The organism is Deltaproteobacteria bacterium, assembly GCA_026129095.1.
GTDB lineage: Bacteria > JAGRBM01 > JAGRBM01 > JAGRBM01 > JAHCIT01 > JAHCIT01.
Window position 1 is genome coordinate 448,842 of record JAHCIT010000002.1, and the last position, 21,461, is coordinate 470,302.

The following is a 21,461-nucleotide window of genomic DNA, read 5'->3' on the forward strand; positions in this document are numbered from 1 at the left end:
CAAAGGTTTTTTGCGAACGGAATTTGAATCACGTTCCTTGCCGCCAGCGGCCAACTACAATGGCTACTGAATGACTCCGATTATCCACCGCCCGGTACTGCTCACCTTACTTGCGCTCACTGTCTGGCTGCTTGCCGTACCGGCACAAGCCCAGTCCTTCAATCCGGAAACCGACGACGCATTCGCGCCGCTGATGGTGGGCGGATTTCCCTCGCGCTGGTTCTCTGATGGCGAAACGGTCTACTGGTCATCCAACGGTTCCGATAATGTTACCAACGAGAGCTACGTTGCCGCAGTTACCAACGCTATTGCCGCCTGGAATAACGCGATGGCAGCCAAGGGGATCAATTTCGCCCTGACCGCCGAGAGCTGGACGCCCGTTCTGCCCGATACGACCGGGACCAGTCCCCATACCGATTCCCCTCTCGTCGAAGCTCCGAGCTGCCTGTTCCGGGCGTATAGTTCGGCCGGGAACTACGTGTGTTACACACGGGATTCCGCCGGTCGCGTCACATCGCAAACACCGTGTGACCGCGAGGACGCAACCCAGATCTGTTCACTGTTTGTGAAATGGAACATTAGCGGCGACCCTGACAATCCCGATTCGGTCCAACCTGTCAGAGACGCCAGCGGCTTCATCCAGCCGCTTGGCAACGGACGGAACGAGATCTTTTTCGAGGAAACCGACTATGCGGCCGCTGTCGCCGATTTCGCAGCTGATCCGGAATCAACACTGGCCCTTACAGTGACCCGGGCGCTCGTCGGCGGGTTCAATTTTGCCCAGATCGTTGAAGCCGACATCATCCTGAACGGACACCGCATCTGTACAACCTGCGGAACTGTGAAGGAGTACCAGACCCATAGCTGGAGCACCAGTTTCCTGCGCGGAAACGAAGCCAACTGCGTAGTGAAGGGATCTTCGGTTTCCGACGATGGTAACGTGCCATCGACTGCCAACCCCGCTACTCCAGACAATCCGGGACCGCTCTGTTATGTTGGCCCAGGGACCCCGGATGCCCAGCTGTACAGCTTTGACATACAGAATGTCCTTACCCACGAGCTGGGGCATCTTATCGGTTTTGGCCATCCGTGCGACGATGTAACTGCCAGCCAGCGTGCAGCCTGCCGGCATACCGGACAGGATCCGCGTACGGTCGGCAGCAGCTATATCGACAAGGTCTCCACAACCACGATGTTCTGGGCCGCCTTCGGACGCCAGAACACCAAGCGTTCACTCGACCAAGGGGATTTGAACGGCCTTTCAAAGGTATTTGGCTCAATCATCCCTGCTGACGGACAGGCTGGCGGCGGCGGGGGAGGCGGTTGCAGCGCTGGCGACGGAATGCCGCTGGCGGGTTTTGTGGTTGTACTGGTTGTTGCCGTTATACTGCGTTACCGCCGCTTATACCCCCTGCTTGCGACCTCGCTTGTCGTGGCCGCCACCCTGCCAGCGGCGGCTTCCTCGGTTATTCCGCTGACATTGGAACAGATGTCTGCCCGCGCCGAACTGATTGTCGAAGGCATCGTGAGCGAAGACCGGGTTCGTGTGGGTTCGCAGGGTGGTGTAAGCACGGAATACCATATTGAAATACTCGATGTCCTCACCGGTCTTCCGCCGCCGGAACTCTGGGTGGCCGTCCCCGGAGGCCGCGTGGCGGACATGGATGTCCAGGTTTCAGGTGCACCAAGGTTCCGTTCAGGCGAGCGGGCATTTTTCTTCCTGCGCCGGGCTGCGGGCAGGTGGATCGTGATCGGGCTGTCCCAGGGGGCGCGTCCGGTTTACCGGAACCTGAATGGCGATCTGGTCGTGGAGGCTGCTCCCATTGACCAGATCCGGACAGCTTCCGGCACTGCAGCCGATGCCGTCGGCTCGCCTCTGGAAGCATTCCGCAATCAGGTCCGTTCATTGATTGAACAGGCCCACCGCACCCGCGAAGCGGGGCGCCGCCAGGACAGTCCAAAGCCCGATTGACCACCGGGCCATCCGACACTATCTCCCCGGAACTTGCTGCCCCTGACTGCCCTGTGCTCCTTCTGGCGCCAGAGGCACATGCCGGGCCGGGGAGATGAACTGTCGTGACGGATCGTCTGGCGTTGCTGTCGGTATCAGACAAGGCGGGACTGGTGGAATTCGCAAGGGAGCTGAACAGCCTTGGCTGGAAGCTGCTCTCCACCGGCGGCACTGCCCGCACCCTTCGTGATGCAGGACTCAAGGTTACTGACGTGTCGGATTACACGGGCTTTCCGGAAATGATGGACGGGCGGGTGAAGACCCTGCATCCGAAGATTCATGGCGGCCTGCTCGGTCGCCGGAGTGTTCCTGCCCACACGGATGCGATGAAAGCCAATGGGGTCACGCCCATCGACCTCGTGTGCGTGAATCTCTACCCATTCGAACAAACAGTGGCCCGCCTTGGTGCAACGCTGGACGAGGCGATCGAGAACATCGACATCGGCGGCCCCTCAATGCTCCGCTCGGCCGCCAAAAACAGCGAAGACGTGACTGTCATCTGTGATCCCATCGATTACGACATCGTGTGCCGTGAACTGAAATCGAACGGAAACCGGACCAGCAGGGAAACCCGGTTCCGCCTTGCCGTCAAGGCCTACCAGCATACGGCCGCCTATGATGCAGCAATTTCCAACTGGCTGGCGCAAAAAATTGACGGCGAAAGCACCCGCTTCCCCTCGCAGCTGACCGTGCCGCTGGTTCGTGTCAGGGAACTTCGCTACGGCGAAAATCCACACCAGAAGGCCGCCCTATACCGGGAAAAAAGCCCAGGACCCTATTCGCTGGCGGCGGGTGAGGTTCTCCAGGGCAAAGAGCTCTCCTACAACAACTGGCTGGACCTGCACGCTGCCCTTGAGCTGGTGCGTGAGTTCATCCCTCCAGCCGTGTCGATCATCAAGCACAATAACCCCTGTGGATGCGCCACCGCCAGCGAACTGAGCGAAGCCTACCGCAAGGCCCATGAAGCCGACCCGGTGAGCGCATTCGGGGGTATCGTGGGCCTGAATCGCGAAGTGGATGGTCCGGCCGCCCGCCGGATGTCCGAGATATTCCTTGAGTGCGTTGTTGCACCGAATTTTTCCGCTGAGGCGCTGGAGATCCTTTCAGCCAAAAAGAATCTCCGCCTCGTCCGTGTGCCATTTCCGCCGGTTCCAGACGGTGCAGCCTCTACAGCCGGAATCGGTTCATACGAATTCCGGCGGATAAGCGGCGGCATGCTGGTCCAGGACTGGGATACCGCAGATGCCCCTGAAGCAGACTGGAAGGTAGTCACTAGGCGCCCACCCTCCGAGGCCGAACGCCGGGCCCTTGCCTTCGCATGGAAAGTCTCCAGGCACGTGAAGTCGAACGCCATCGTACTCGCCCGTGACGGACAGCTCGTCGGGACTGGCGCTGGCCAGATGAACCGGGTGGATTCGGCCCGGCTTGCAGTGGAACGGTCTGTGCTAGGGACGAAGGATGTCGTCTGTGCATCGGATGCCTTTTTCCCGTTTCCTGACGGTCTTGAAACCGTCGCTCGTGCCGGCGCTACTGCCGCCATCCAGCCCGGAGGAAGCGTTCGCGACGACGAGGTGATTCGCGCAGCTGATGCGGCAGGCATGGCGATGGTATTTACCGGTTTCCGCCATTTCCGCCATTGATGCAGGTACGGCTAGCGCTCCAGACGTGAAACTGTTTGCCGGCTTTTCAAGACTGTTTCCCCTGTGGGTCATCCTTGGATCTGCAGCCGCTTTTGCCGTACCAGAGCTGGTTCTCCCCGCTGCACCCCTGCTCCGTGGCCTGTTCATCGCCACCATGTTCTGCACCGGCATGGTGCTGCACGAATCCGAGCTGAATGAAATCCGGCGGAATCCGTGGCCCGTGGCTGGCGGTGTCTCGCTCCAGTTTCTCATCATGCCGCTGGCGGCATTTGCCATCTCCCGGCTGCTGCCTCTGGAGCCGATAGACCAACTGGGCCTCATTCTGGCCGGTGCGGTCCCCGGAGCGATGGCCAGCAACACGATCACCTATCTCGCCGGCGGGGACGTGGCCTTTTCCGTGGCGATGACCGTTGTATCAACAGCACTGGCACCAGTCCTGACGCCACTGCTGACCGGCTTCTATTCCGGTACGGCTGTATCTCTGGACACCGGCAGCATGATGTTCGATATTTTTCTGACAGTCGTACTGCCGGTCGCGGCTGGCTACACCCTTCGGTACTTTTTCACGGAACAGGTGGTACAGATAGAGCCTGTCCTGGCGTCTGCCAGCGTTTTTTCGATAACTGGAATCATCGCGATTGTCACCGCGCAGAATGCAGGGCGTATTGTCAGTGTTGGTGCGATGGTGATCCTTGCAGTCATCCTGGTAAACGGAACGGGATATCTCCTGGGCTATCTGGGAGCTCGTCTGGGTGGGCTTGACCGCAGGCGGCGGCTGACCGTGGCCATTGAGATCGGCATGCAGAACGCGGGGCTTTCCACTGTGCTGGCGAGCCGGTATATCTCTCCTGAGGCGGCTCTGGCCGGGTCGTTTTATACTGTCTGGTGCGTTATCACCGGATCACTGCTCTCCCCCTTCCGCCGGGAAGCCGCAGCTGACCGGCAGATTGCAGAACTGGCGGCCACTGCCCAGGAGAAACCTGTTCGAATGAGCGATAACACTGAGGATGACAATGGATCCACGGCCCAGCCGGCTGGCCCACGCCGGCCCATCAACTTGCCGGGAAATCCTGTAATTCTGGAGCGGAGCGAGCATCCGGTTTCACGCAAGTCGATCTCGCCAGAGGCCCAGAAAGTCCTTTACCGGCTGAGATCAGAAGGGTACCGGGCGTTTCTCGTCGGTGGATCGGTGAGGGATCTTCTACTTGGCCGCAAGCCCAAGGATTTCGACGTTGCCACTGACGCTTCCCCCCGGCAAGTGGCCCGGCTGTTCCGGAATGCACGGGTAATCGGCCGCCGTTTCCGGGTAGTCCATGTCCGGTTCGGCCGGGACACAGTGATCGAGGTCGCCACATTCCGCGCTACCCCCAAACCCGGTCAAGGCGATGACGAGCAGCAGGTTGCCGAGGAATTTGCCGGAAACGAAGCCGACGAATTCATGCATGACAATGCCATGGCTTCAGCTCCGATTGGCGATGACCTGGATGATGAGCCGACCGAAACGGATGCGCTCAGAATCGTGGCGGAAGCCGCCCATGCAGACGAAGAAGATGACGATACTGAGGACGAAAGCAATGTTGAGGATCATTCTACGGGAGTTCAGGAGCGGCGGCCGCGCCCCCCGTTGCCGCACAGGGAAACAGGCGAGAACCCGCATCTACAGTGGGACGATAACGTCTTTGGCACCGCTGAAGAGGATGCATTCCGGCGCGATCTTTCCATAAACGGCCTTTTCTACGACATCGATTCGTTTTGCGTGATTGATTACGTAGGCGGTCTCGATGATCTCAGACATCGTCTTATCCGTACCATTGGAGATCCGAATGTCCGGTTTCTTGAAGATCCTGTCCGGATGATCCGCGCCATCCGCCATGCGGCGCGTGTCGGGTTCCGGATAGAGGACAACACATGGGAGGCAATCAAGATTCACCACGAGCAGATCAAGAACTGCTCAAGGGCCCGCGTGCTGGAGGAGTTCCTGCGCGAGCTTTCCCGGGGAAGCTCACACGCCTCGCTGACACTGCTTGAGAAAACAGGGCTTCTGCGCGATATTCTTCCGCCGCTGGCCGATGCCCTTGGCCCCTGTCCCGGAGAAAACGATCACCAGAAGCGGGCCTGGCGGCGGTTTGAAGTGGCCGATCAGTGTTACCAGCGCGGCGAGCTCCCTGAGGAACTCGCCTATACTGTCGCCGTGGCTCCCTATAATGACGATCTCGTAGATGCCATATCCAGCCCCGATTTCGATGTAGGGCGGCTGCCCGGTGTGCTAACGCAGGCCGGAGAACGAATTGGGGAGATCAACCGGCGGCTGGCCGTACCACGCCGGCTCGGCATCCCGGCTGTGAATATCTATCTGAATTTCATGCTTCTCCGCCGGGGCCTTGGTACCGGACGCATGAATGCCCGGCTCGTCACGAGTCCCCAGCGGATGCAGCAGTGCTATCCGCTCTATACAATCGATGCGCTGGCCCGCGGCGAACAGCCGCAAACCATTGATGAATTCCTGAACATGCCCCGCCAGAAAAAGCGTAGCAGCAACCGGCGGCGCCCCGGCCGCCGAGGTTCATCCGGCCACTGACTTATCCAGCCGCACCGCACTTTCCTTCGTAATGTCATGCCCAAGATCATTCACGAATACCATCTGGTTGACATGCCCAAGCGGCGGATCCTCGAATTCCGGAAGCATGGGGCGAAGGTTTACAAGATATGTGAGAATCCGGATTGCGACTGGTGTGAGCAGTACGTGGAGATCATTTCCGACAGCGAGTTCATGACCTATTGCCTGCGTTGCGCGAGGAAAATACTTCGCTACGGTGTTGAAACCTCGGAAAATCCTGATCTGGATCCCTGAAGATTCTATTCCGGTAGAGGTGGCAAGTCGGTCGCAGGCGGGGGTATGCCCGGTTCGGCGGGACGAACCGGTTCGGGTGGAGGTGGAGGGGGCAAAGCCGGTTCTGCCGGAGGGGGCGGCGGCGCTGCCGGAGCCGGTGCTGGTACTGGCGGAGCCGGCTCCGAGGCAGGAGTTTCGGCCTGCTGGCTTCCGGACCTGGTCCCTTCGCGTATTTTCTCGATCGCCTTCCGTGCCCTGGTCTCTCGTGGATTTTCGATCAGTGCCGTATCGTACTGGGCAACTGCCGCTTTCAGGTCACCTGTGAGACGGAACATTTCCCCCCGGTAGAAATGGGCCTGGCTGCGAAGCGTGGGGCTAAGCTGCCCACGGTAGACTGTCATCAGCAGTTCAAGATTGGCCGTCGCTTCGGCATATTTCTGGTCCTTGACGAGCTGTTCGGTGGAAATAAAGAGATCCTGGACCTCCCTGTCCGAAAGTTTCGGAGGCTCTTTCTGAGCGGCGGGATCAGGTGGCAAATCCCTCAGTAACAGTTTCTGTCCAACGGCACGGGCACGGACATGGGAGGGACTGATAGCCAGTGTTTCGCGCACCTGCACTTCTGCAGCCTCAAGATCCTGTCCAGCTGCCGTGTAACGGTTCGCCAGTTCCGCACGGGCCGCAGCAAAGCGTGGCTCCAGCTCAATCGCCTTCAAATAGTGGTCCATCCCAGCCGGATCCGACAGTTTGGCCAGCCCCTGAAGGTAGTGGACAAATGGATCGTTGGGACTCCGCGCACCTTCTTCACCTGCGATTTTCTGGGCCTCGGTAAATCTCCGGGCAAGCAGCAATCCAGTCACAACTGCATTCCGGCTGGCCAGCGGGGCGGAGGTGATCTGCGCCAGGTTTTCTACTGCCGTCAGGGCGCTATCCGCATAGGAACTGTCACCCTGGGAAAGGGCGGAAAACGCCTGTATCATCTTCACCAGTGCCGTGATTTCGCGTGGCGTGTCTTCCGTACCTGTCAGCGGATCCAGTACGGCAAGTGCCGCGGCATATGCGTCAGGAGTATCGGGAAGCATCGCCATGAGCGCTTCCGACACCGGCTGAAGATAGGGATTGTCGCCTTCCAGTCTGGGAACATAGTTCTCAGCGTACGGCCGCTGGGCCCGCTCGGCCTGGCTGGCCCGCAACTGCTGCTGAAGCAGTGCCTGTTGCCGGGCGATGCGCTCGGCATCCCGCATATCCGGCGGCTGGTATTCCGGTTTCAGAATGGCAACAACCGGTTCAAGCACCGGCCGGGCCGGGCCGGCGAAAAAGCGATCCAGAAGATCATCCTTGGGAAGCACCACGGCATAAAACACGCCGCCAGCCGCCAGAACCAGCAATACCAGGCCAATCGCTGCCGTCAGCACAAGGCTCCCGCCCTTTGGCGCAGATGGGGCCTCTTCGTCGAGACTGTCGAGCTCAAAGCCCAGCGTTGCCGGCTTACGTGGAGACTGCTGTGCGGGTGGCGACAGCCTGATGTTTTCAGGCACAGGTTCTGGAGCTGAAGCCGGAGCCGGAGCCGGTGGCTTGGAAACCGGCGTAACTGCATCCGGATCCGGAGCAAGACCCAGCAGCGGAGCAATTTCTATGAATTTCTGTGGCGGAGCCCAGTCCGAGCCGTCGCGAGAATAGGTGTCGCGTGCCCCAATCCGCTCATTGGATATCCAGGACTGGACTGTATTCAGATCCGCAGGACCGTATATCAGGCCAAGACCCTGCTTCTTGACGCGCCATTTGGCACCGGAATCTTTTACAGGTGCAGCGACGGCCGTCTTGGCAGCGGCTGGAGCCGCCGGAGCTGGTGATGGCTTGGCCGGGGGTGGGGTTGCCGGAGCGGCAGGCTTTGGCTGTGGCGGCACTTTTACCAGATCATTCAGCGTCTCCGAATATATGGGTGCCTTGCCCCCCCCAGAGTTTTGGGGTGACTCGCTGGAGGCACTGTCCGCCATCGGAATTGGCTGCTCATCGACCATTGAACTGCTCATCGGAGCCGATTTTGCACCGCCATGAATCGGATCATCATCGGATCGGGGAGTGGACGGCTTTGCCGCGGGTACAGTCTTTGCTGGAGGCGGGGCTGATGCTTCGCCATCAACTGCCTTGCGCTTGACCACAAAAACATTGGAGCAGCTGCTGCAACGGACTTTCGTTCCCTGTGGAGAAAGTTTCTGCGGGTCCAGATTGTACTGGGCGCTGCATTTCGGACATTTCACCCGCATCGCCATTGGCCAACTACTCCCTCGTCTCACACGGACAACCAGCCTGCTAGCCGTCCGCAAACCCCTGAGTAGACGCCTTTTTAGCGCCCGCCCGCCTGAATACCAAATCCCGTTACCTGACGCCGAGCTGGGCCATTTCGGCTGGCTGGTACTTATGGCCGACGAGAATCCGGCGGATCTCATCCTCTCCCAGCCCCTGCCCGCGAATGGCTCCGATCACGTCCATTTTCCGTTTGTCGCTGAGCTGCGCGGTTTTGGCGAGTGCCCTGCTCCAGCTCGCTACGGCACCACGTGAATCATTCTTCTCATAAAGCAACGAATAGCCAATCTGGACATGGGCCTCACCCAGGTTCGAATCATACCGGATAGCCTGCCGGCAGTGGCCTTCGCCGCCAACATAGTCCTGCTTGTCCATGGCGATCAGACACCGGTACAAGTGCGCCTTGGGAATTGCCGGTCTGATCGACAGTAACCGTTTCAGCGTCGCATCCGACTGGGCTGGGCGGTCAAGCTCGTCCCTTTCCACGTACCCCATGACCTGAAGCGCCTCAATCTGGATTTCGCCCAGAAGCTGCAGCCGGTCCGCTTCCCATTTCGGCCAGCGACGCGGGTGCCAGTCCAGAAACTGCTCTGCAAGCGGGGCCGTCTCGGGAACAATGGCGTATTTCTTCAGTGTACGGATTCGCTCCTCTTCCTGTGCAAGCTTTGGAAGAAGCTGCTCGTACATGGCATGGGCTTCACGCCATTTTTCCTGGCGGGTCAGAATCCGGGCTTTGGCGATATCAGGGTCGATAAATGGTGACCATCCCTGGGATTCATTGGCCTGAGCCTTGCGGATGGATACATCAAGCTGCTGATTCGCCTGAGCATACTGGCGAAGTCCGGCCCACGCACGCCCCCACCAGTAGGCAATGATCGGATTCTCCCGGGCATAGTAGTCGGCCTTCGAAAACTCGCCGTTTGCCGCCTGGAACAGGGCATCGGCTTCCGGAACCGGGATGGCCTTGGCCTGTGCCACCAGCGTTTCCGCCTGAGCCAGCCGGGAACGGGCAATCCAGAAATAAACCTGGGGTTCCGATTTGCGGATGGCCAGTGCCTGATTCAGGTCAGCTACCGCCTCTTCGTAACGGCCGAGATAGAACTTCACGATCGCCCGCTCCACATAGAGCTGGGAATTCTGGTCGTCGGCCTTGAGCAGCTGGACCGCCTGATCGTATGCTGAAAGCGCGGCGGCGTAGTCGCCTATTTCCCACAGGAACTTGGCAAGCTGCTGATGGGTAGCAATGCGGAGGGGAGCAAGCTCCACCGCCTGCCGCGTCCTGGAAATGGCGTTGCTGCTTTCGCCCAGCTCCCAATAGGTGCGGCCGATGGCAACGAACGTCTCGGGGTTCTGGGGATCAAGCTCAATGGCACGATCGAAGGAAGCAAGTGCGTCCTGCGTACGTCCCTGCGTGAGCTGAAGCTGGCCCAGCGAGACATAGGCGTCGGCATTCTGTGGATCGATGCCGATTACAGCCTCATACTCGATCTGGGCCAATTCGACACGCCCGGAACGGGCATATGCCTGCCCGAGCAGCACTCGCGCCGAAAGGTCTCCCGGATCCAGACGAATCGCCTCTTTCAGGGCTGCCTCACCCTTGTCGTTTTCACCGATGGCGAGGTGCGCCCGTCCAATCCGCTGATGAGCGGCCTGATAAGTCCGGTCAACCTTGATGGCCTCTGCATAGCTGATCAGGGCGTCCGAAACCTGCCCAGCGGCAAATAACGCATCTCCAACGATTGTTTTTGATTCCGCCGACGGGAACACCTGATCGGCCTCCCGCGCCTTGGCGAGCGCTGAACCTGCCTGGCCATCGGCCATTAACAGGGCGGCCCGAACCACCAATACCCGGGCGCGGAATGGCTTGACGGCGGCGAGAGGTATTTTTTCCACGGCATCAAGCAGCTCGACAGCCTGCCGGCTCTGATCGGGCATCCGGCGCAAAATGAATTGCGCTTTCATCAGACGCGGATAGACCGCGTTTGGCCGGGCCGAAATGGCCTTGTCGTATCCTTCCGAGGCCTGCGTATAATCTTTCTGAAGTTCGTGCAGCCGTGCCTGAACGATGAGAGCAAGCTGGTGTTCTCCTCCCACGGCAAACGCCTTGTCCAGGGCTGCCTGTGCGGCGGCAAACTGGTCCGGTTTCCCCAGCAGTGCATACGCCAGAGCTACCTGAGCGTCAGCCGACCCGGCAGCGACGGTGGCGGCATTCTGTGCGACTGCTATCGCCTCATCTGTCTTGCCTGCGACGCGAAGTACATGGGCAAAGGCAATCAGCGTATGCTCGGCGGTGGCATCGACGCCCTTCACCGCCTCGGCCATCGCCTGACCATCCGCCAGCTTCGTTCGTTCACCGAGCATTTCAGCCCAGAAGGCATAGAGTCTCGCCAGAAGGGCTGCCGCCTGAAAATTCGATGGGTTCTTCTGGATCGCCGTCTTGAGTTCCTTTTCGGCCTCGGGGAACTGTTCGACCAGCAGCGCGCTGACAATTGCCTCTGCCTTCTGCTGGGACTGACGGGAAACGGCTTCCCGCGATGACGTTACTGACTGGCGGCTGCTGACCAGTTCCCGAAGCTTGGCTGTATTCAGCTGGGAAAAGTCCACTTCGCGCATCTGGTACCACCAGAATGCTCCGCCTGCGGCAATGGCAAGAACGACGACTCCAACAGCGACCTTTATGATCAGGCTGATATTGCCTGCCATCCCTCCGCCGCCCAAGCCCGTCGCGCCAATGGCATCGGCATCGAAATTGAAACCGCCAGCTCCCGCTGCCTCGGCACTGGCCGTAGCAAGAAACTTTTCCAGATCGGTATTTTCGATATTGGGGATTTCCAGGAGAATGCGCACCGGAAGCCACGGGCCTTCGTCACGGGAAATCTCGTCCTTGACTCCGATCTTCTTGCTCTTGAGCAGATCCTTGATCTTGCCTATCGGGAAAGGCCCTGCGAGCTGGTCCTTGGCATTCTTGACCTTGTACTGGCCGGCGGCCACCGCAACCGTGTCGGTAAAGGCGTCATCGTCGAATCCGATGGTAGCCGTGCCGGCCGCCGGAGCGGCACGGCCTTTCTTGATCTCCTGCTCAACCTGGCGATCCAGTGCATCCAGTTCGTCCAGGGCATCGCCACCGCCGCCATCATCAAACGAAAAGTTCCCGTCCGAATCACGAACCGCTCCACCGCCTGTATCTATTTCGGACGCACCAGCGAACGCGCCTCCGCCAATGGATTCTTCTGGTTCTTCCGTTGCAAACGGATCCTCGGGAGCATGATCGGCGAATGGGTCATTTGCCGCACCCGCACCGGCGGCAGTTTTCTTGGGTTTTGGAGGGGGCGGCGCAACTGGCTCAGGCGGCACTTCCTCCTCGGCAGTGAAATTGAAATCATCGGGCGGAGAAACCGACCCCTCGACCTCCAGTTTGTCCTCGGAAAGCCCGGCGAACGGATCATCACCTCCGCCAAAAGGATCTTCGGTTTCTGCGGCCACGGGTGGTGGAGCGGCTGGCTTCGGAGCGGGTGCCGGTTTTGGCGGTGGAGCCGCTTCAGCCTGGGGAGCCGCAGCTCCTTCCTGGGAACCATCCGGCAGGATCACGATCACTGCACCGCAGCTTTTGCATTTGACGCCGACCTTCTTGCCCTTGGGGATCTTGGCATCGTCGATATTGAAAGCCGCATTGCAGGACTGGCAGACGATCTTCATCGGTGCTCCTTAACCGGGTAAACTGGCGAAACTACACGAAATCCCTAACATGCCAGACGCAAACGGCGCAAGGAAAAGGTCAACAATAACAAAGGCTTCCATCCGGCTGTTTCATTTTGCATTCTGGCCGAGGGTGGACAGCCCAAGGGCGCCTTCGTAACCCTGCTGAAAATCTCTGCTACATTTCCGAACTCCCCGCTGATTTCATCGAAAGGCCGGTCTTTCACTATGGCTGAATCAACACACAAAAGTTCATCAACTCCGGTTTTCCGTGGATGGGTGCTGGACATCCTCGCCCGAGTACTCTCCACGCCGGTAGCATCGGAACTCGCCATTACCGAGCTGAAAAAGTCCCTTGGAATCCCGATAATGAATACCATCAAACTTGGCGTCGCCGGGCTCCCCGCGCAATTTCAGCCCAGTGCCTTTTATGCGGAACCGGACAGCAACCCCGGATGCTCGGAGCCCAAATGACCATCCCCAGTCAACCGCTTTTTGCCGGGCTTCGCGATCGGTACCGGGACGGCCGGGAAACACCGGAAACGGTCGTTGACCGGTTCCTGGGACGGATCGCCGCCGACCGGGATCATGAAATTCCGCTTAATGCCTTTCTTGCCCTGAGGGAAAGCCAGGCACGCCAGGAAGCCCAGGCGTCATCCGGCCGCTGGAAATCGGGAAAGCCGCTCTCTCCCCTCGATGGCATACCTCTGGCCGTGAAGGATGCCGTGAATGTAGCGGGACTTTCCACTCCGGTCGGCACGCGGTTTCTCGGAAAAACACCTGAGCCCAGGGACAGCGAACTGGTTCGCAGACTAAAAGCGGCTGGCGCCATTATCCTTGGCAAGACGCACATGCACGAGTTTGGATTCGGCGCAACCGGAATCAACCCCCACGGCATGACCGCACGTAATCCCTATGACCGCAGGCGGATCACCGGAGGATCCTCCAGCGGTTCAGCAGCCGCCGTAGCAGCAGGTCTTGTCCCGGGGGCCATTGGAACTGATGCGGGAGGATCGGTCCGGATTCCGTCGGCCCTGTGCGGCCTTACTGGACTCAAGGCCACGTTCGGCCGGATTCCGATGGACGGAATCGGGGCGCTGACATACACAATGGACCATGCCGGGCCGATGACGCGGACCGTCCAGGATGCCATAGAGCTGTTTGAAATCATCGCCACTCCCGCACTGAACACCATGCCCGATTCGGCCCGCCCTTTCACGGCCGGGATCATCGACGGGTATTGCACGGAAACCTGCGCCCCGGACGTGTCGAATTCGGTCGAAGTGGCCCTGCAGCTGCTTGAGAAAGCCGGCGTGAAAACCGTCCGCGTCCAGATTCCTTCGGCATTGGCAATGCATGCGGCAGGAGTCGTAACGATGGGTGGTGAAGCGGCCTCAATTCTCGAAACCGACTGGGAAGAGCACCGGAACGAGTTTGGCGGGGACGTCCGGCTGTTCACAGCTGGAGCGCGCAAGCTTGCTGCCCACGAATACCTGCGCGCCCAGAGGATCAGGACCCTGGTCTGCGCCGAGCATGCTGCTGCATTCCAGAAGGCGGACATCATCATCACACCGATGACAGCCCGCACTGCTGCGTTTATTCATGCCAAGGCGCTCCGGCGCGGTGAAACCGATCCGGATCTTGTCCAGGCACTGAGCCGATTCAGCTTGCCCTATAACCTCACTGGACTACCGGCCCTGACACTTCCGGCGGGAACCGATGCCAACGGTCTTCCCGTTGGGCTGCAACTGGTTGCACCCCCGAATGAAGAGATTCGCCTCCTGTCGGCGGCGCTCTATACTGAAAAAGTGCTTGCCGACCGCTGTCCGCCACCACCAGGCTGGCTACCGCCGTGGAACTGACAGGGCCAGCCTAGTGGGTCAGGCACGAATCGAGATCGTGCTTGATGGCGTGACGGTCCAGATTTTTGCCGATGAAAACAATCTTCGACGAGGGCGCTTCCTTGCCCCATGGCCGGTCATAGTTGGCCGTAAAACGGTTACCGACGCCATGGAAAACCACCCGCTTGGGTGAACCCTTGAAGTTCAGAATCCCCTTGCAGCGGAAGAGAAACAGCTTTTCAGAAATCCGCTCAAGAAACGCCTCGAACTTTTCCGGCTCGATCGGGTCGTGGAAAACGAAGCTGACCGAATTGACGTCGGTATCATGATGCTGGTGCTTGTGGTCGTGTCCGGGGTGATCACAGTGCGGATCATGGCATTCCTCATCGTGCTTGTGTCCATGATCATGGTGCTGATGTTCCGGATGATCGCATGCGGATTCCCCGCCACACTCGCTTCCATCTTCATGGTGATGATGGTGATGTTCGTGGTCCTGTCCGTCGGGATGAGTGTCCAAACCATCCAGAAAATCCGGGGCGTCCTCCAGCTTGCGATCCAGTGAAAAGGCCCCGACATCCAGCAAGAGACGCAGGTCCACGTCAGCGTGCTTCGACTTCAGGATACGTGCATAAGGGTTCAGCTTGAGAATATCTGCCTCAATCGCCTTGGTCTGGTCTTCGGAAACCAGATCCATCTTGTTCAGAAGCACAATATCAGCAAAACCGATCTGCTCGGCGGCTGTTTGGCTGTTCTCCAGGTTGCGGCGGAAATTCTCGCCATCAACTACCGTGATGATCGAATCAAGGCGGGTCAGCTTCTCCATCTCCGGCATAAAAAAGGTCTGTGCCACAGGGGCAGGGTTGGCAAGACCGGTCGTCTCGATCACAAGATAGTCAAACTTCTGGCGCCCCTTCATCAGTTTCTTGATCCCCTTGAGCAGATCCCCCCGAACCGAACAGCACAGGCAGCCGTTATTCAGCTCGACGATCTCTTCATCGGCACCAACGATGAGATCGTTATCGATGCCTACTTCGCCGAATTCATTGACAATCAGGGCTATGCGGAGACCATCGTTATTCTTGAGAATATGATTGAGGAGTGTCGTCTTTCCGGCACCGAGAAATCCGGCAAGCACGGTAACAGGAACGGTTTCGGTAGCGAGTTTCGGCATGGATAATCCTCAAAGGTGGCGCCGGTTAAGCTGAAGCGCCCGGTTCCTATTCACCGTCCGGCATGGACGGGTCAAGAGTCTGGCCACGACTAGCAGACCTGAAAAGGGGTGCCTCGCAGCAGAGGCACCACTATTAAAGCAATATTTTGCTATTAAAGCCGTTGCAAGCTGCTCTGGTTACGGCGTATGAACAGGTCCGGCCACCTTCGTGCGAGGGGCGGCTGGTCACCAGAAGGGCTCTATGAACCTGCTCACTGCTGCCGCAATCCTCGCCATCGTCCATCTGGTTTCCGGAGCTGCTTTTATACGGCTTCCCGCCAGGGAGCGGACACTCCGGTTTCTTGTCTCCTTTTCAGCCGGAACCCTGCTGGCCATGAGTCTCGTCCATCTGCTGCCGGAAAGCGCGCTGCATACCGGCGGCGGGTCCGGTCTGGCTGTTCTGGCCGGTTTTTTCGCGCTCTGGGCACTGGAACATCTGGTCGGGCGGCATGAACATGTGGACGACGTACACAAGCACGGCGAGCACGAGCCCGCAACGGGGTTGTCCGTTCTGGCCTCGCTGGTCCTGATTCTTCATGGCTTTATTGACGGGCTTGCCCTCGCCGCCTTCGAGCACCACGAGGGCTGGGCACTTACGGCGCTTTTAGGTTTAGCCGCCCATGCACCCGCCATGATGCTGGCTCTGGTAACACTGCTCCGGCTGGCAGGAATGGCTACGGGCCCCATGCTCGGAGTCATCGCCGTCACATCATTCACCATCCCTGCCGGGGCATTGGCGGCCAATGGCGGTCCATTCTCACATCTTGCGGGGAATATCGCCTGGTTCGAGGCTGCCGTGGGTGGAGCGCTGATCTATCTTTCCACCCATCACCTGCTGCCCGCAGTAGAGCACAACAAGCGGGACCGGCTGGCTCTGTATGCTGCGGCCCTCGCCGGGGCTGTCCTCGCCGTGCTCCTCGCCGGTCTTCACGGCGGCGAAGGACACCACCACTGATTTCCGCTATTTGCTGAGCAGAACCCGGACCGTCCCGTCGTGGGCGTCTTCACCGCCATACCGGACCACAAGATCATCTGTCTGGTCACCGTTCAGGTCAACGGCAAAAGTGAAGAAGGACGCCTTGGGGACCTTGATCCGTCCGCAGTCACTGGCCCAGCCCTTGTTCGCCGTGGTCAGGCAGATACGGTAACTGCCGGGGCCCTCAGACTGAAGCAGATCCGGTCGGCCATCCCCGTTGAAATCCCCGTCAAGCAGATAGGACGTGAGCAGGCCGGAGCCCTGATGGGAAAGATCGAACTTGAACGGGATCGTTTCGCATTCATCCGGGTCATCACTGAAAATCCCGTCCTTCGAGTGATGAGCGTGATAGTCAACCGAGATCCGCCCGAACAGCTTGATACGGATCGCCTGCCAGATGCTGAAAGGTATCTCCTGATACACAAGGTCAAGCTTCCCATCAGCATTGGTATCAATAAGGCGCGGCTGTTCAGTAAAATTCTTCACGTGAAATGTCTGGTCCGGGCTGGCCGGGAATTTCCCGCCCCGGTTGCGGTAAACGTAGATCTCCGACAGCAGTTTCAGGCTCGACAGGTCGTTGATCGAAACCTTGGAAATCACCACATCAGAGTGCCCATCCCCGTCTATGTCGCCCACTTCAAAGCGGGTAAGCGGGGCGATATGTCCGTGCCGCATCAGCTCCCGTAAACCGAACCGGGCGAAATCCCACATCTCGGGCGCAGGATCAAAGTTGCCGTCCTCCGTCGCCCGGAAGACAAGAAGCCGGTCGTCACGGGCCACCCACAAGTCCTTGCGACGGTCTCCATCGAAATCGGCAAGGAACAACTGCGGAAGCAGCTGGACCACTCTCGACGACCCGAATTCCAGACGGGCGAACAGGATGTTCCCCTCCCAGATCGATGACAGTTCCGTATCCAGGGGAACCGGGAATATCTGGTGGATCCGCCATTCATGGGCGCCAGGGGCCCCGTTCTGCACTGGCATCAGCTTGAACAGGTACCACTGGTCGGCATCAGGCACCATCAGTTCGGCGGTTCCATCGCCCGTATAGTCCCTGAGCAGCTCACGGGAAAGAATTGACGTCCGGTCAGGAGCCGTGAACACGCTGCGGACGGTGATGATCCGCTGTGGCTCATCCGATAGCCGCCCATCAGAGAACGAATAGGCGAAGACCCCTTCCGACGAAATGAAACCGATATCCGGGCCTGGCGTCGCCGGGTCGAAATTGCCCACGTCGTACACCACGGCACGGTCAGAAGCCCGCACGCTCTGGTCTGGGGTCTTCGGGAATCCATCACGGGTCTGGAGAAACAGGTCGAAGTATTTTTCCACAGTGCGGGTGGTTTCATCCAGCCTTGTCCGCATTGCCACAATATCGAGAAGGCCATCCCCGTTGAAGTCGGCCCACCGGACACTCCTTACCAGATCGCCCGTAGTCAGCACGTGCTGCTGATGGGAGAGATCCGCCGCTCCCGCTGCCGAAATTCCTGCAAACATAACCAGCGACAGGGCGGCGCCCGCTATCCTGCCAATGAAACCAGATTCCTGGTGCATGATCTGTCCCCTCCTCAACCCCTAACGAAGACGGCGTCACCCCCTCCGAAGGAGTGCGCCGTCCGGCCGTAGCCACATGGCCGTCACGAACGGAAACCCGCTATGACGGTTAGATAACTCCGCGGCCCATCTTACTCAAGACCGCCTGCATGTCGCGCCGTTCTTCCTCGCTCAGGCGGGCAAACAGCGTCTGCGTGTACTGGTCGGCCTGGCCCTTCATGGTCTGCTGGAGCGCGACGCCTCGCGGAGCCGGAAGCAGCTTCCACGGGCCGTCCTCCGATGGCTGGTCAAGACGGTTCACATAGCCCTTCTGCACCAGACCGCTCACAGCCGCTTCAATCTCCGGCCGCTGCCCGCGCACCGCCTGGGAAAGCTGGCGAAGACCCAGCTCGGGTTTTTCCCACACGGCCGTCAGCACCTCAAACTCCACCCGGTTCAGGTTGTGGGGATTGAGGAGCTTTTCCGCGCCAAGGCGTGAGGCGAGCAGGTTTTTGGCGAGAACGAACTCGGCTGCGCCGTCAGTGTTGACCCCCAGCACCCCGCCCGCCAGCAAGGTCGCCTTGCTGTCTGTTTCGGCAACGGCTTTTGCCGACAGCTTCGCCAGCACTTGCCGCTCCTGCAGGGACAGCCGCCGGTTGAATTCAAACCGGACATGCTCGGCCACCGGACGGGTGCGTTCAACAAGATCACGGCCAGCCTGGCTCAACTCAAACCGGGACTGTCCCGCACCCGACGTGGGGGAAACCAGTCCACGCTGAACAAGCCTGTTCATCTGCGGATTCGTTGGAAAATCAGCAATGCCCGTATTGCGGGAGATAGCCGCCTGCGTGGAGGCCCCTCGCCTCTTGAGTTCATTAAGAACCACATAGTCCGGCGTTTCGATCCCGTAGGGCTGAATTGCACGTGAGAAAGCCGCCTCGCCGCGGGCAAGCATCTTCACCAGATCGACACCCTCGATCGTTTCGCCACCCGCCAGCCGGGTTCCATCCTGCTGGTCAATGGCATCGTAGAAATCCTTCGCGTGGTAATAGGCCGTACGGGTACCAACAGCCGTGGCGGCCACACCGCTTCCCACCACGACGGGTGTCGCCAGAAGCGGAACCAGCGCCAGTACGCACCCCGAGCCCGTTAACAGCACGCCCGCAACAAGTGCTCCAAGCCCTGCCCGGACAGCCGCCGAATGTTTGTTTTGATTTTCCCGTTTCATCTCTTCTCTTCCTCGTTGCTCCTGCCGGGAGAACCGGGGCAGTCCGGCCACCGGGGCCCCGCAAGGTTCAGTTGAAGAACCCCGAGTACCCACAGGCGGATGCGTATGGTGACCGGTTTTGGTTCCCCTGAACCTCTCCGTACCACACCTATAAGCTAATCCCCTTTAGGGCAGGAACAAGGATAGAGGTCATAAAACCAAACCTCTGGATTTAATGAAAATCACCGGTTGGAAAGCAGGCCACCGGAACCATCGGTAACTATGGAGAAAATACACTTGCGCCCAGCAAGGACCTCGCAAGACAGGGTATTTTGACTTTACCAATTTAACTGTAAATTCAGTTGGTTATAATGATTCTGAGGATTTATTTTGCCCGGCGTCGTTGCGTTTCACGGCAGGACGCACGTAGTCTGGAACCACGATTTGACGCGTCATGTCTAACATGCGCTCACCGAGGGTAAAAATGGCCGACGAACCTGCATCGCCCTTTGGAGGCCCGGTCGACCTGTCAAAGTTGATGGGGCAGGCCCAGCAGCTGATGGCTGACGTGGGCAAGAAGCGCGAGGCGTACGAAAAAGCCCTCGAAAAGGAAATTGTTGAAGCCGCAGCCGGCGGTGGAATGGTCAGGGTGAAGGCCAATGGTCTGGGTCGCATCCTGTCAATCTCCTTTGACCGCGAACTGGTTCAGCCGCTCGACACGGACCTTCTGCAAGATGTCACCACCGCTGCTGTAAACGAGGCTCTCCGCCGGGCCGAAGCAGCCGCCGACAGGGTAAAAAACGAACTGCTTGCTGCCCTCCCCTTTGCCGGCCTGTTCCAGGGAAAGCTGTAGCCGGACGCGGGTTGGATATTCTCCCGCTGGCTGGTTCCTCACTTAAATCCTCAGGGCTGCTAGACTTCCCCATACGATGCTCGTTCCCGACCCTATCGACCGGCTGGCGGCTGTGTTTCGGCGACTGCCCGGCGTGGGACGTCGGCAGGCCCTCCGGATGGCTCTTTACATTGCCGACCGGCGCAAGGATCTCTTGAAACCGCTGGGCAAGGCGATCGAGGAGTTCGCTTCCCAGCTAAAGCCCTGCGCCCGCTGCACCGTCTGGACTGAAGGCGAACTCTGCGCCGTTTGTGCTGATCCGGATCGTGACAGACGAAAAATCTGTGTCATAGAAGACCTGCCTGATCTCGAATCGTTCGAGACCAGTGGCGTCTATACCGGCTTGTACCACGTGCTCCACGGACGGCTCGCACCGTCCAAAGGAACAGGTCCCGGCGAGCTTTCATGGGAGCCATTGCTGGAACGGCTCCAGGCCGGGCCACCGGAAGAACTCGTTCTGGCCCTCAGCCATACCACCGAGGGGGAAACCACCGCCGCTGAACTCTGCCGTTCCGTCGATAAACTGGAACTCCCGATTCGGGTGACCCGGATCGTTCGTCCCTCTGGCGCCGGTCCGGAGCCCGAATACTGGGAGCGGGAAGAACTGGAGGAGGCACTGACGGGACGCCGGGCCTATCATCCTGAAACCCGGCCCCGAAGGGCCAGACCCGCCTCAGGACGGTCCAGAACCCGGCACGGAAGTTCCGCTTGAAATCCCCTGCGGGTGCGGATACTTAAGCTGGTTACTTGTCCGCGAACGCCCCTTGGCTTGCGAGTGTAAGGCGCGTCAACGGTGCCGTTTTCTTGAAGGAGCACGGGAAGTTATGGCTGGTCCAAGCTTCGTGATGTACGAAACCGAGTACAACGAGATCTCGGACGTCATTGAAAAACTGGCCAAGGAAGCGAACGCCAAGGTCGTCTTTCTGGTCGACAAAAACGGTCAGCTCATCGCCAGTTGTGGCGAAACAGAGAATCTTGACACGACGTCGATGGCCTCGCTCACGGCAGGCAATATCGCAGCCACCGGCGGCCTTGCGAAATTGCTCGGCGAGCGTGAGTTCTCGGTCCTTTTCCACGAAGGCGACCGCGACAACCTGCATATCTCGATCATCGGCGGCCGGGTGATTCTCGTCGTGATCTTCGACGGCCGCAGCTCGCTCGGACTGGTTCGCCTCCGGGTCAAGAAGGCGGGCGAAGTCCTCCAGAAGATATTCGAGCGGCTGGTCGCCAAGGCCGAGGCCGAAGGACAGGGTGCATCGCCATTTGCGGAGATCACCGACGACGATATCGATAACCTGTTCAGTGAATAACGGGAGGTAGC

At 59.3% G+C, this 21,461-nt stretch carries 15 protein-coding genes; 10 read left to right on the forward strand and 5 right to left on the reverse strand.

What is annotated here, in order from left to right; all coding sequences use genetic code 11:
- The first annotated feature begins 70 nt into the window (after positions 1 to 70).
- From KIT79_04465 to KIT79_04480, 4 genes are all read left to right on the forward strand, one after another.
- A complete protein-coding gene (locus KIT79_04465) occupies positions 71 to 1,972 on the forward strand; it encodes a hypothetical protein (GenBank protein MCW5828553.1) in 1,902 nt (633 codons plus the stop codon).
- A gap of 104 nt (positions 1,973 to 2,076) precedes the next feature.
- On the forward strand, positions 2,077 to 3,651 hold the full coding sequence (gene purH, locus KIT79_04470) for a bifunctional phosphoribosylaminoimidazolecarboxamide formyltransferase/IMP cyclohydrolase (GenBank protein ID MCW5828554.1): 1,575 nt from the start codon (positions 2,077 to 2,079) through the stop codon (positions 3,649 to 3,651).
- A gap of 25 nt (positions 3,652 to 3,676) precedes the next feature.
- Positions 3,677 to 6,229 carry a bile acid:sodium symporter gene (locus KIT79_04475; protein MCW5828555.1) on the forward strand — a complete coding sequence of 851 codons (2,553 nt, stop codon included), beginning with the start codon at positions 3,677 to 3,679 and terminating at the stop codon, positions 6,227 to 6,229.
- A 36-nt stretch (positions 6,230 to 6,265) separates the two neighbouring features.
- Positions 6,266 to 6,502, forward strand: coding sequence for a hypothetical protein (locus tag KIT79_04480; protein ID MCW5828556.1), 237 nt, complete (start codon positions 6,266 to 6,268; stop codon positions 6,500 to 6,502).
- A gap of 5 nt (positions 6,503 to 6,507) precedes the next feature.
- On the opposite strand, the gene KIT79_04485 is transcribed toward KIT79_04480, so the two are convergent.
- The gene (locus KIT79_04485) at positions 6,508 to 8,751 is read right to left on the reverse strand and encodes a zinc-ribbon domain-containing protein (protein ID MCW5828557.1); all 2,244 of its coding nucleotides are present in this window, start codon (positions 8,749 to 8,751) and stop codon (positions 6,508 to 6,510) included.
- A 106-nt stretch (positions 8,752 to 8,857) separates the two neighbouring features.
- A complete protein-coding gene (locus tag KIT79_04490; GenBank protein MCW5828558.1) occupies positions 8,858 to 12,481 on the reverse strand; it encodes a zinc-ribbon domain-containing protein in 3,624 nt (1,207 codons plus the stop codon).
- 228 nt (positions 12,482 to 12,709) lie between these two features.
- Between KIT79_04490 and KIT79_04495 the strand changes: the two genes are divergently transcribed.
- Together KIT79_04495 and KIT79_04500 are read left to right on the forward strand one after the other, a co-directional pair.
- Positions 12,710 to 12,955 (forward strand): hypothetical protein, encoded by a 246-nt coding sequence (locus KIT79_04495; protein ID MCW5828559.1) that lies wholly within the window; start codon positions 12,710 to 12,712, stop codon positions 12,953 to 12,955.
- Complete coding sequence (locus KIT79_04500; protein MCW5828560.1) at positions 12,952 to 14,343, forward strand: amidase; 1,392 nt, start codon at positions 12,952 to 12,954, stop codon at positions 14,341 to 14,343. The genes KIT79_04495 and KIT79_04500 overlap by 4 nt, the downstream gene beginning before the upstream one ends.
- Before the next feature lie 10 nt (positions 14,344 to 14,353).
- Here KIT79_04500 and KIT79_04505 read toward each other — a convergent pair whose 3' ends face one another.
- A complete protein-coding gene (locus tag KIT79_04505; GenBank protein ID MCW5828561.1) occupies positions 14,354 to 15,493 on the reverse strand; it encodes a GTP-binding protein in 1,140 nt (379 codons plus the stop codon).
- A gap of 241 nt (positions 15,494 to 15,734) precedes the next feature.
- On the opposite strand from KIT79_04505, the gene KIT79_04510 reads away from it, so the two are divergent.
- The gene (locus tag KIT79_04510; protein MCW5828562.1) at positions 15,735 to 16,487 is read left to right on the forward strand and encodes a ZIP family metal transporter; all 753 of its coding nucleotides are present in this window, start codon (positions 15,735 to 15,737) and stop codon (positions 16,485 to 16,487) included.
- Between the two features lie 6 nt (positions 16,488 to 16,493).
- Here the strand turns inward: KIT79_04510 and KIT79_04515 are convergent, their stop codons facing one another.
- Together KIT79_04515 and KIT79_04520 are read right to left on the reverse strand one after the other, a co-directional pair.
- Positions 16,494 to 18,062: a VCBS repeat-containing protein gene (locus KIT79_04515; GenBank protein MCW5828563.1), complete on the reverse strand. Its 1,569-nt coding sequence runs from the start codon at positions 18,060 to 18,062 to the stop codon at positions 16,494 to 16,496.
- Positions 18,063 to 18,171: 109 nt separating this feature from the next.
- Complete coding sequence (locus KIT79_04520; GenBank protein ID MCW5828564.1) at positions 18,172 to 19,269, reverse strand: hypothetical protein; 1,098 nt, start codon at positions 19,267 to 19,269, stop codon at positions 18,172 to 18,174.
- A gap of 517 nt (positions 19,270 to 19,786) precedes the next feature.
- Between KIT79_04520 and KIT79_04525 the strand changes: the two genes are divergently transcribed.
- From KIT79_04525 to KIT79_04535, 3 genes are all read left to right on the forward strand, one after another.
- The gene (locus tag KIT79_04525; protein ID MCW5828565.1) at positions 19,787 to 20,101 is read left to right on the forward strand and encodes a YbaB/EbfC family nucleoid-associated protein; all 315 of its coding nucleotides are present in this window, start codon (positions 19,787 to 19,789) and stop codon (positions 20,099 to 20,101) included.
- A 76-nt stretch (positions 20,102 to 20,177) separates the two neighbouring features.
- Positions 20,178 to 20,852 carry a recombination protein RecR gene (locus KIT79_04530; protein MCW5828566.1) on the forward strand — a complete coding sequence of 225 codons (675 nt, stop codon included), beginning with the start codon at positions 20,178 to 20,180 and terminating at the stop codon, positions 20,850 to 20,852.
- 112 nt (positions 20,853 to 20,964) lie between these two features.
- Positions 20,965 to 21,450, forward strand: a complete 486-nt coding sequence (locus KIT79_04535; protein MCW5828567.1) for a roadblock/LC7 domain-containing protein — start codon at positions 20,965 to 20,967, stop codon at positions 21,448 to 21,450.
- Positions 21,451 to 21,461: the final 11 nt, after the last annotated feature.

Bases quoted from the DNA above. Each gene is read 5' to 3' on its own strand.
- KIT79_04465 (MCW5828553.1), top strand. From the start codon at position 71: ATGACTCCGATTATCCACCGCCCGGTACTGCTCACCTTACTTGCGCTC.
- KIT79_04480 (MCW5828556.1), top strand. From the start codon at position 6,266: ATGCCCAAGATCATTCACGAATACCATCTGGTTGACATGCCCAAGCGG.
- KIT79_04485 (MCW5828557.1), bottom strand. From the start codon at position 8,751: ATGGCGATGCGGGTGAAATGTCCGAAATGCAGCGCCCAGTACAATCTG.
- KIT79_04490 (MCW5828558.1), bottom strand. From the start codon at position 12,481: ATGAAGATCGTCTGCCAGTCCTGCAATGCGGCTTTCAATATCGACGAT.
- KIT79_04495 (MCW5828559.1), top strand. From the start codon at position 12,710: ATGGCTGAATCAACACACAAAAGTTCATCAACTCCGGTTTTCCGTGGA.
- KIT79_04500 (MCW5828560.1), top strand. From the start codon at position 12,952: ATGACCATCCCCAGTCAACCGCTTTTTGCCGGGCTTCGCGATCGGTAC.
- KIT79_04505 (MCW5828561.1), bottom strand. From the start codon at position 15,493: ATGCCGAAACTCGCTACCGAAACCGTTCCTGTTACCGTGCTTGCCGGA.
- KIT79_04510 (MCW5828562.1), top strand. From the start codon at position 15,735: ATGAACCTGCTCACTGCTGCCGCAATCCTCGCCATCGTCCATCTGGTT.
- KIT79_04515 (MCW5828563.1), bottom strand. From the start codon at position 18,062: ATGCACCAGGAATCTGGTTTCATTGGCAGGATAGCGGGCGCCGCCCTG.
- KIT79_04520 (MCW5828564.1), bottom strand. From the start codon at position 19,269: ATGAAACGGGAAAATCAAAACAAACATTCGGCGGCTGTCCGGGCAGGG.
- KIT79_04525 (MCW5828565.1), top strand. From the start codon at position 19,787: ATGGGGCAGGCCCAGCAGCTGATGGCTGACGTGGGCAAGAAGCGCGAG.
- KIT79_04530 (MCW5828566.1), top strand. From the start codon at position 20,178: ATGCTCGTTCCCGACCCTATCGACCGGCTGGCGGCTGTGTTTCGGCGA.
- KIT79_04535 (MCW5828567.1), top strand. From the start codon at position 20,965: ATGGCTGGTCCAAGCTTCGTGATGTACGAAACCGAGTACAACGAGATC.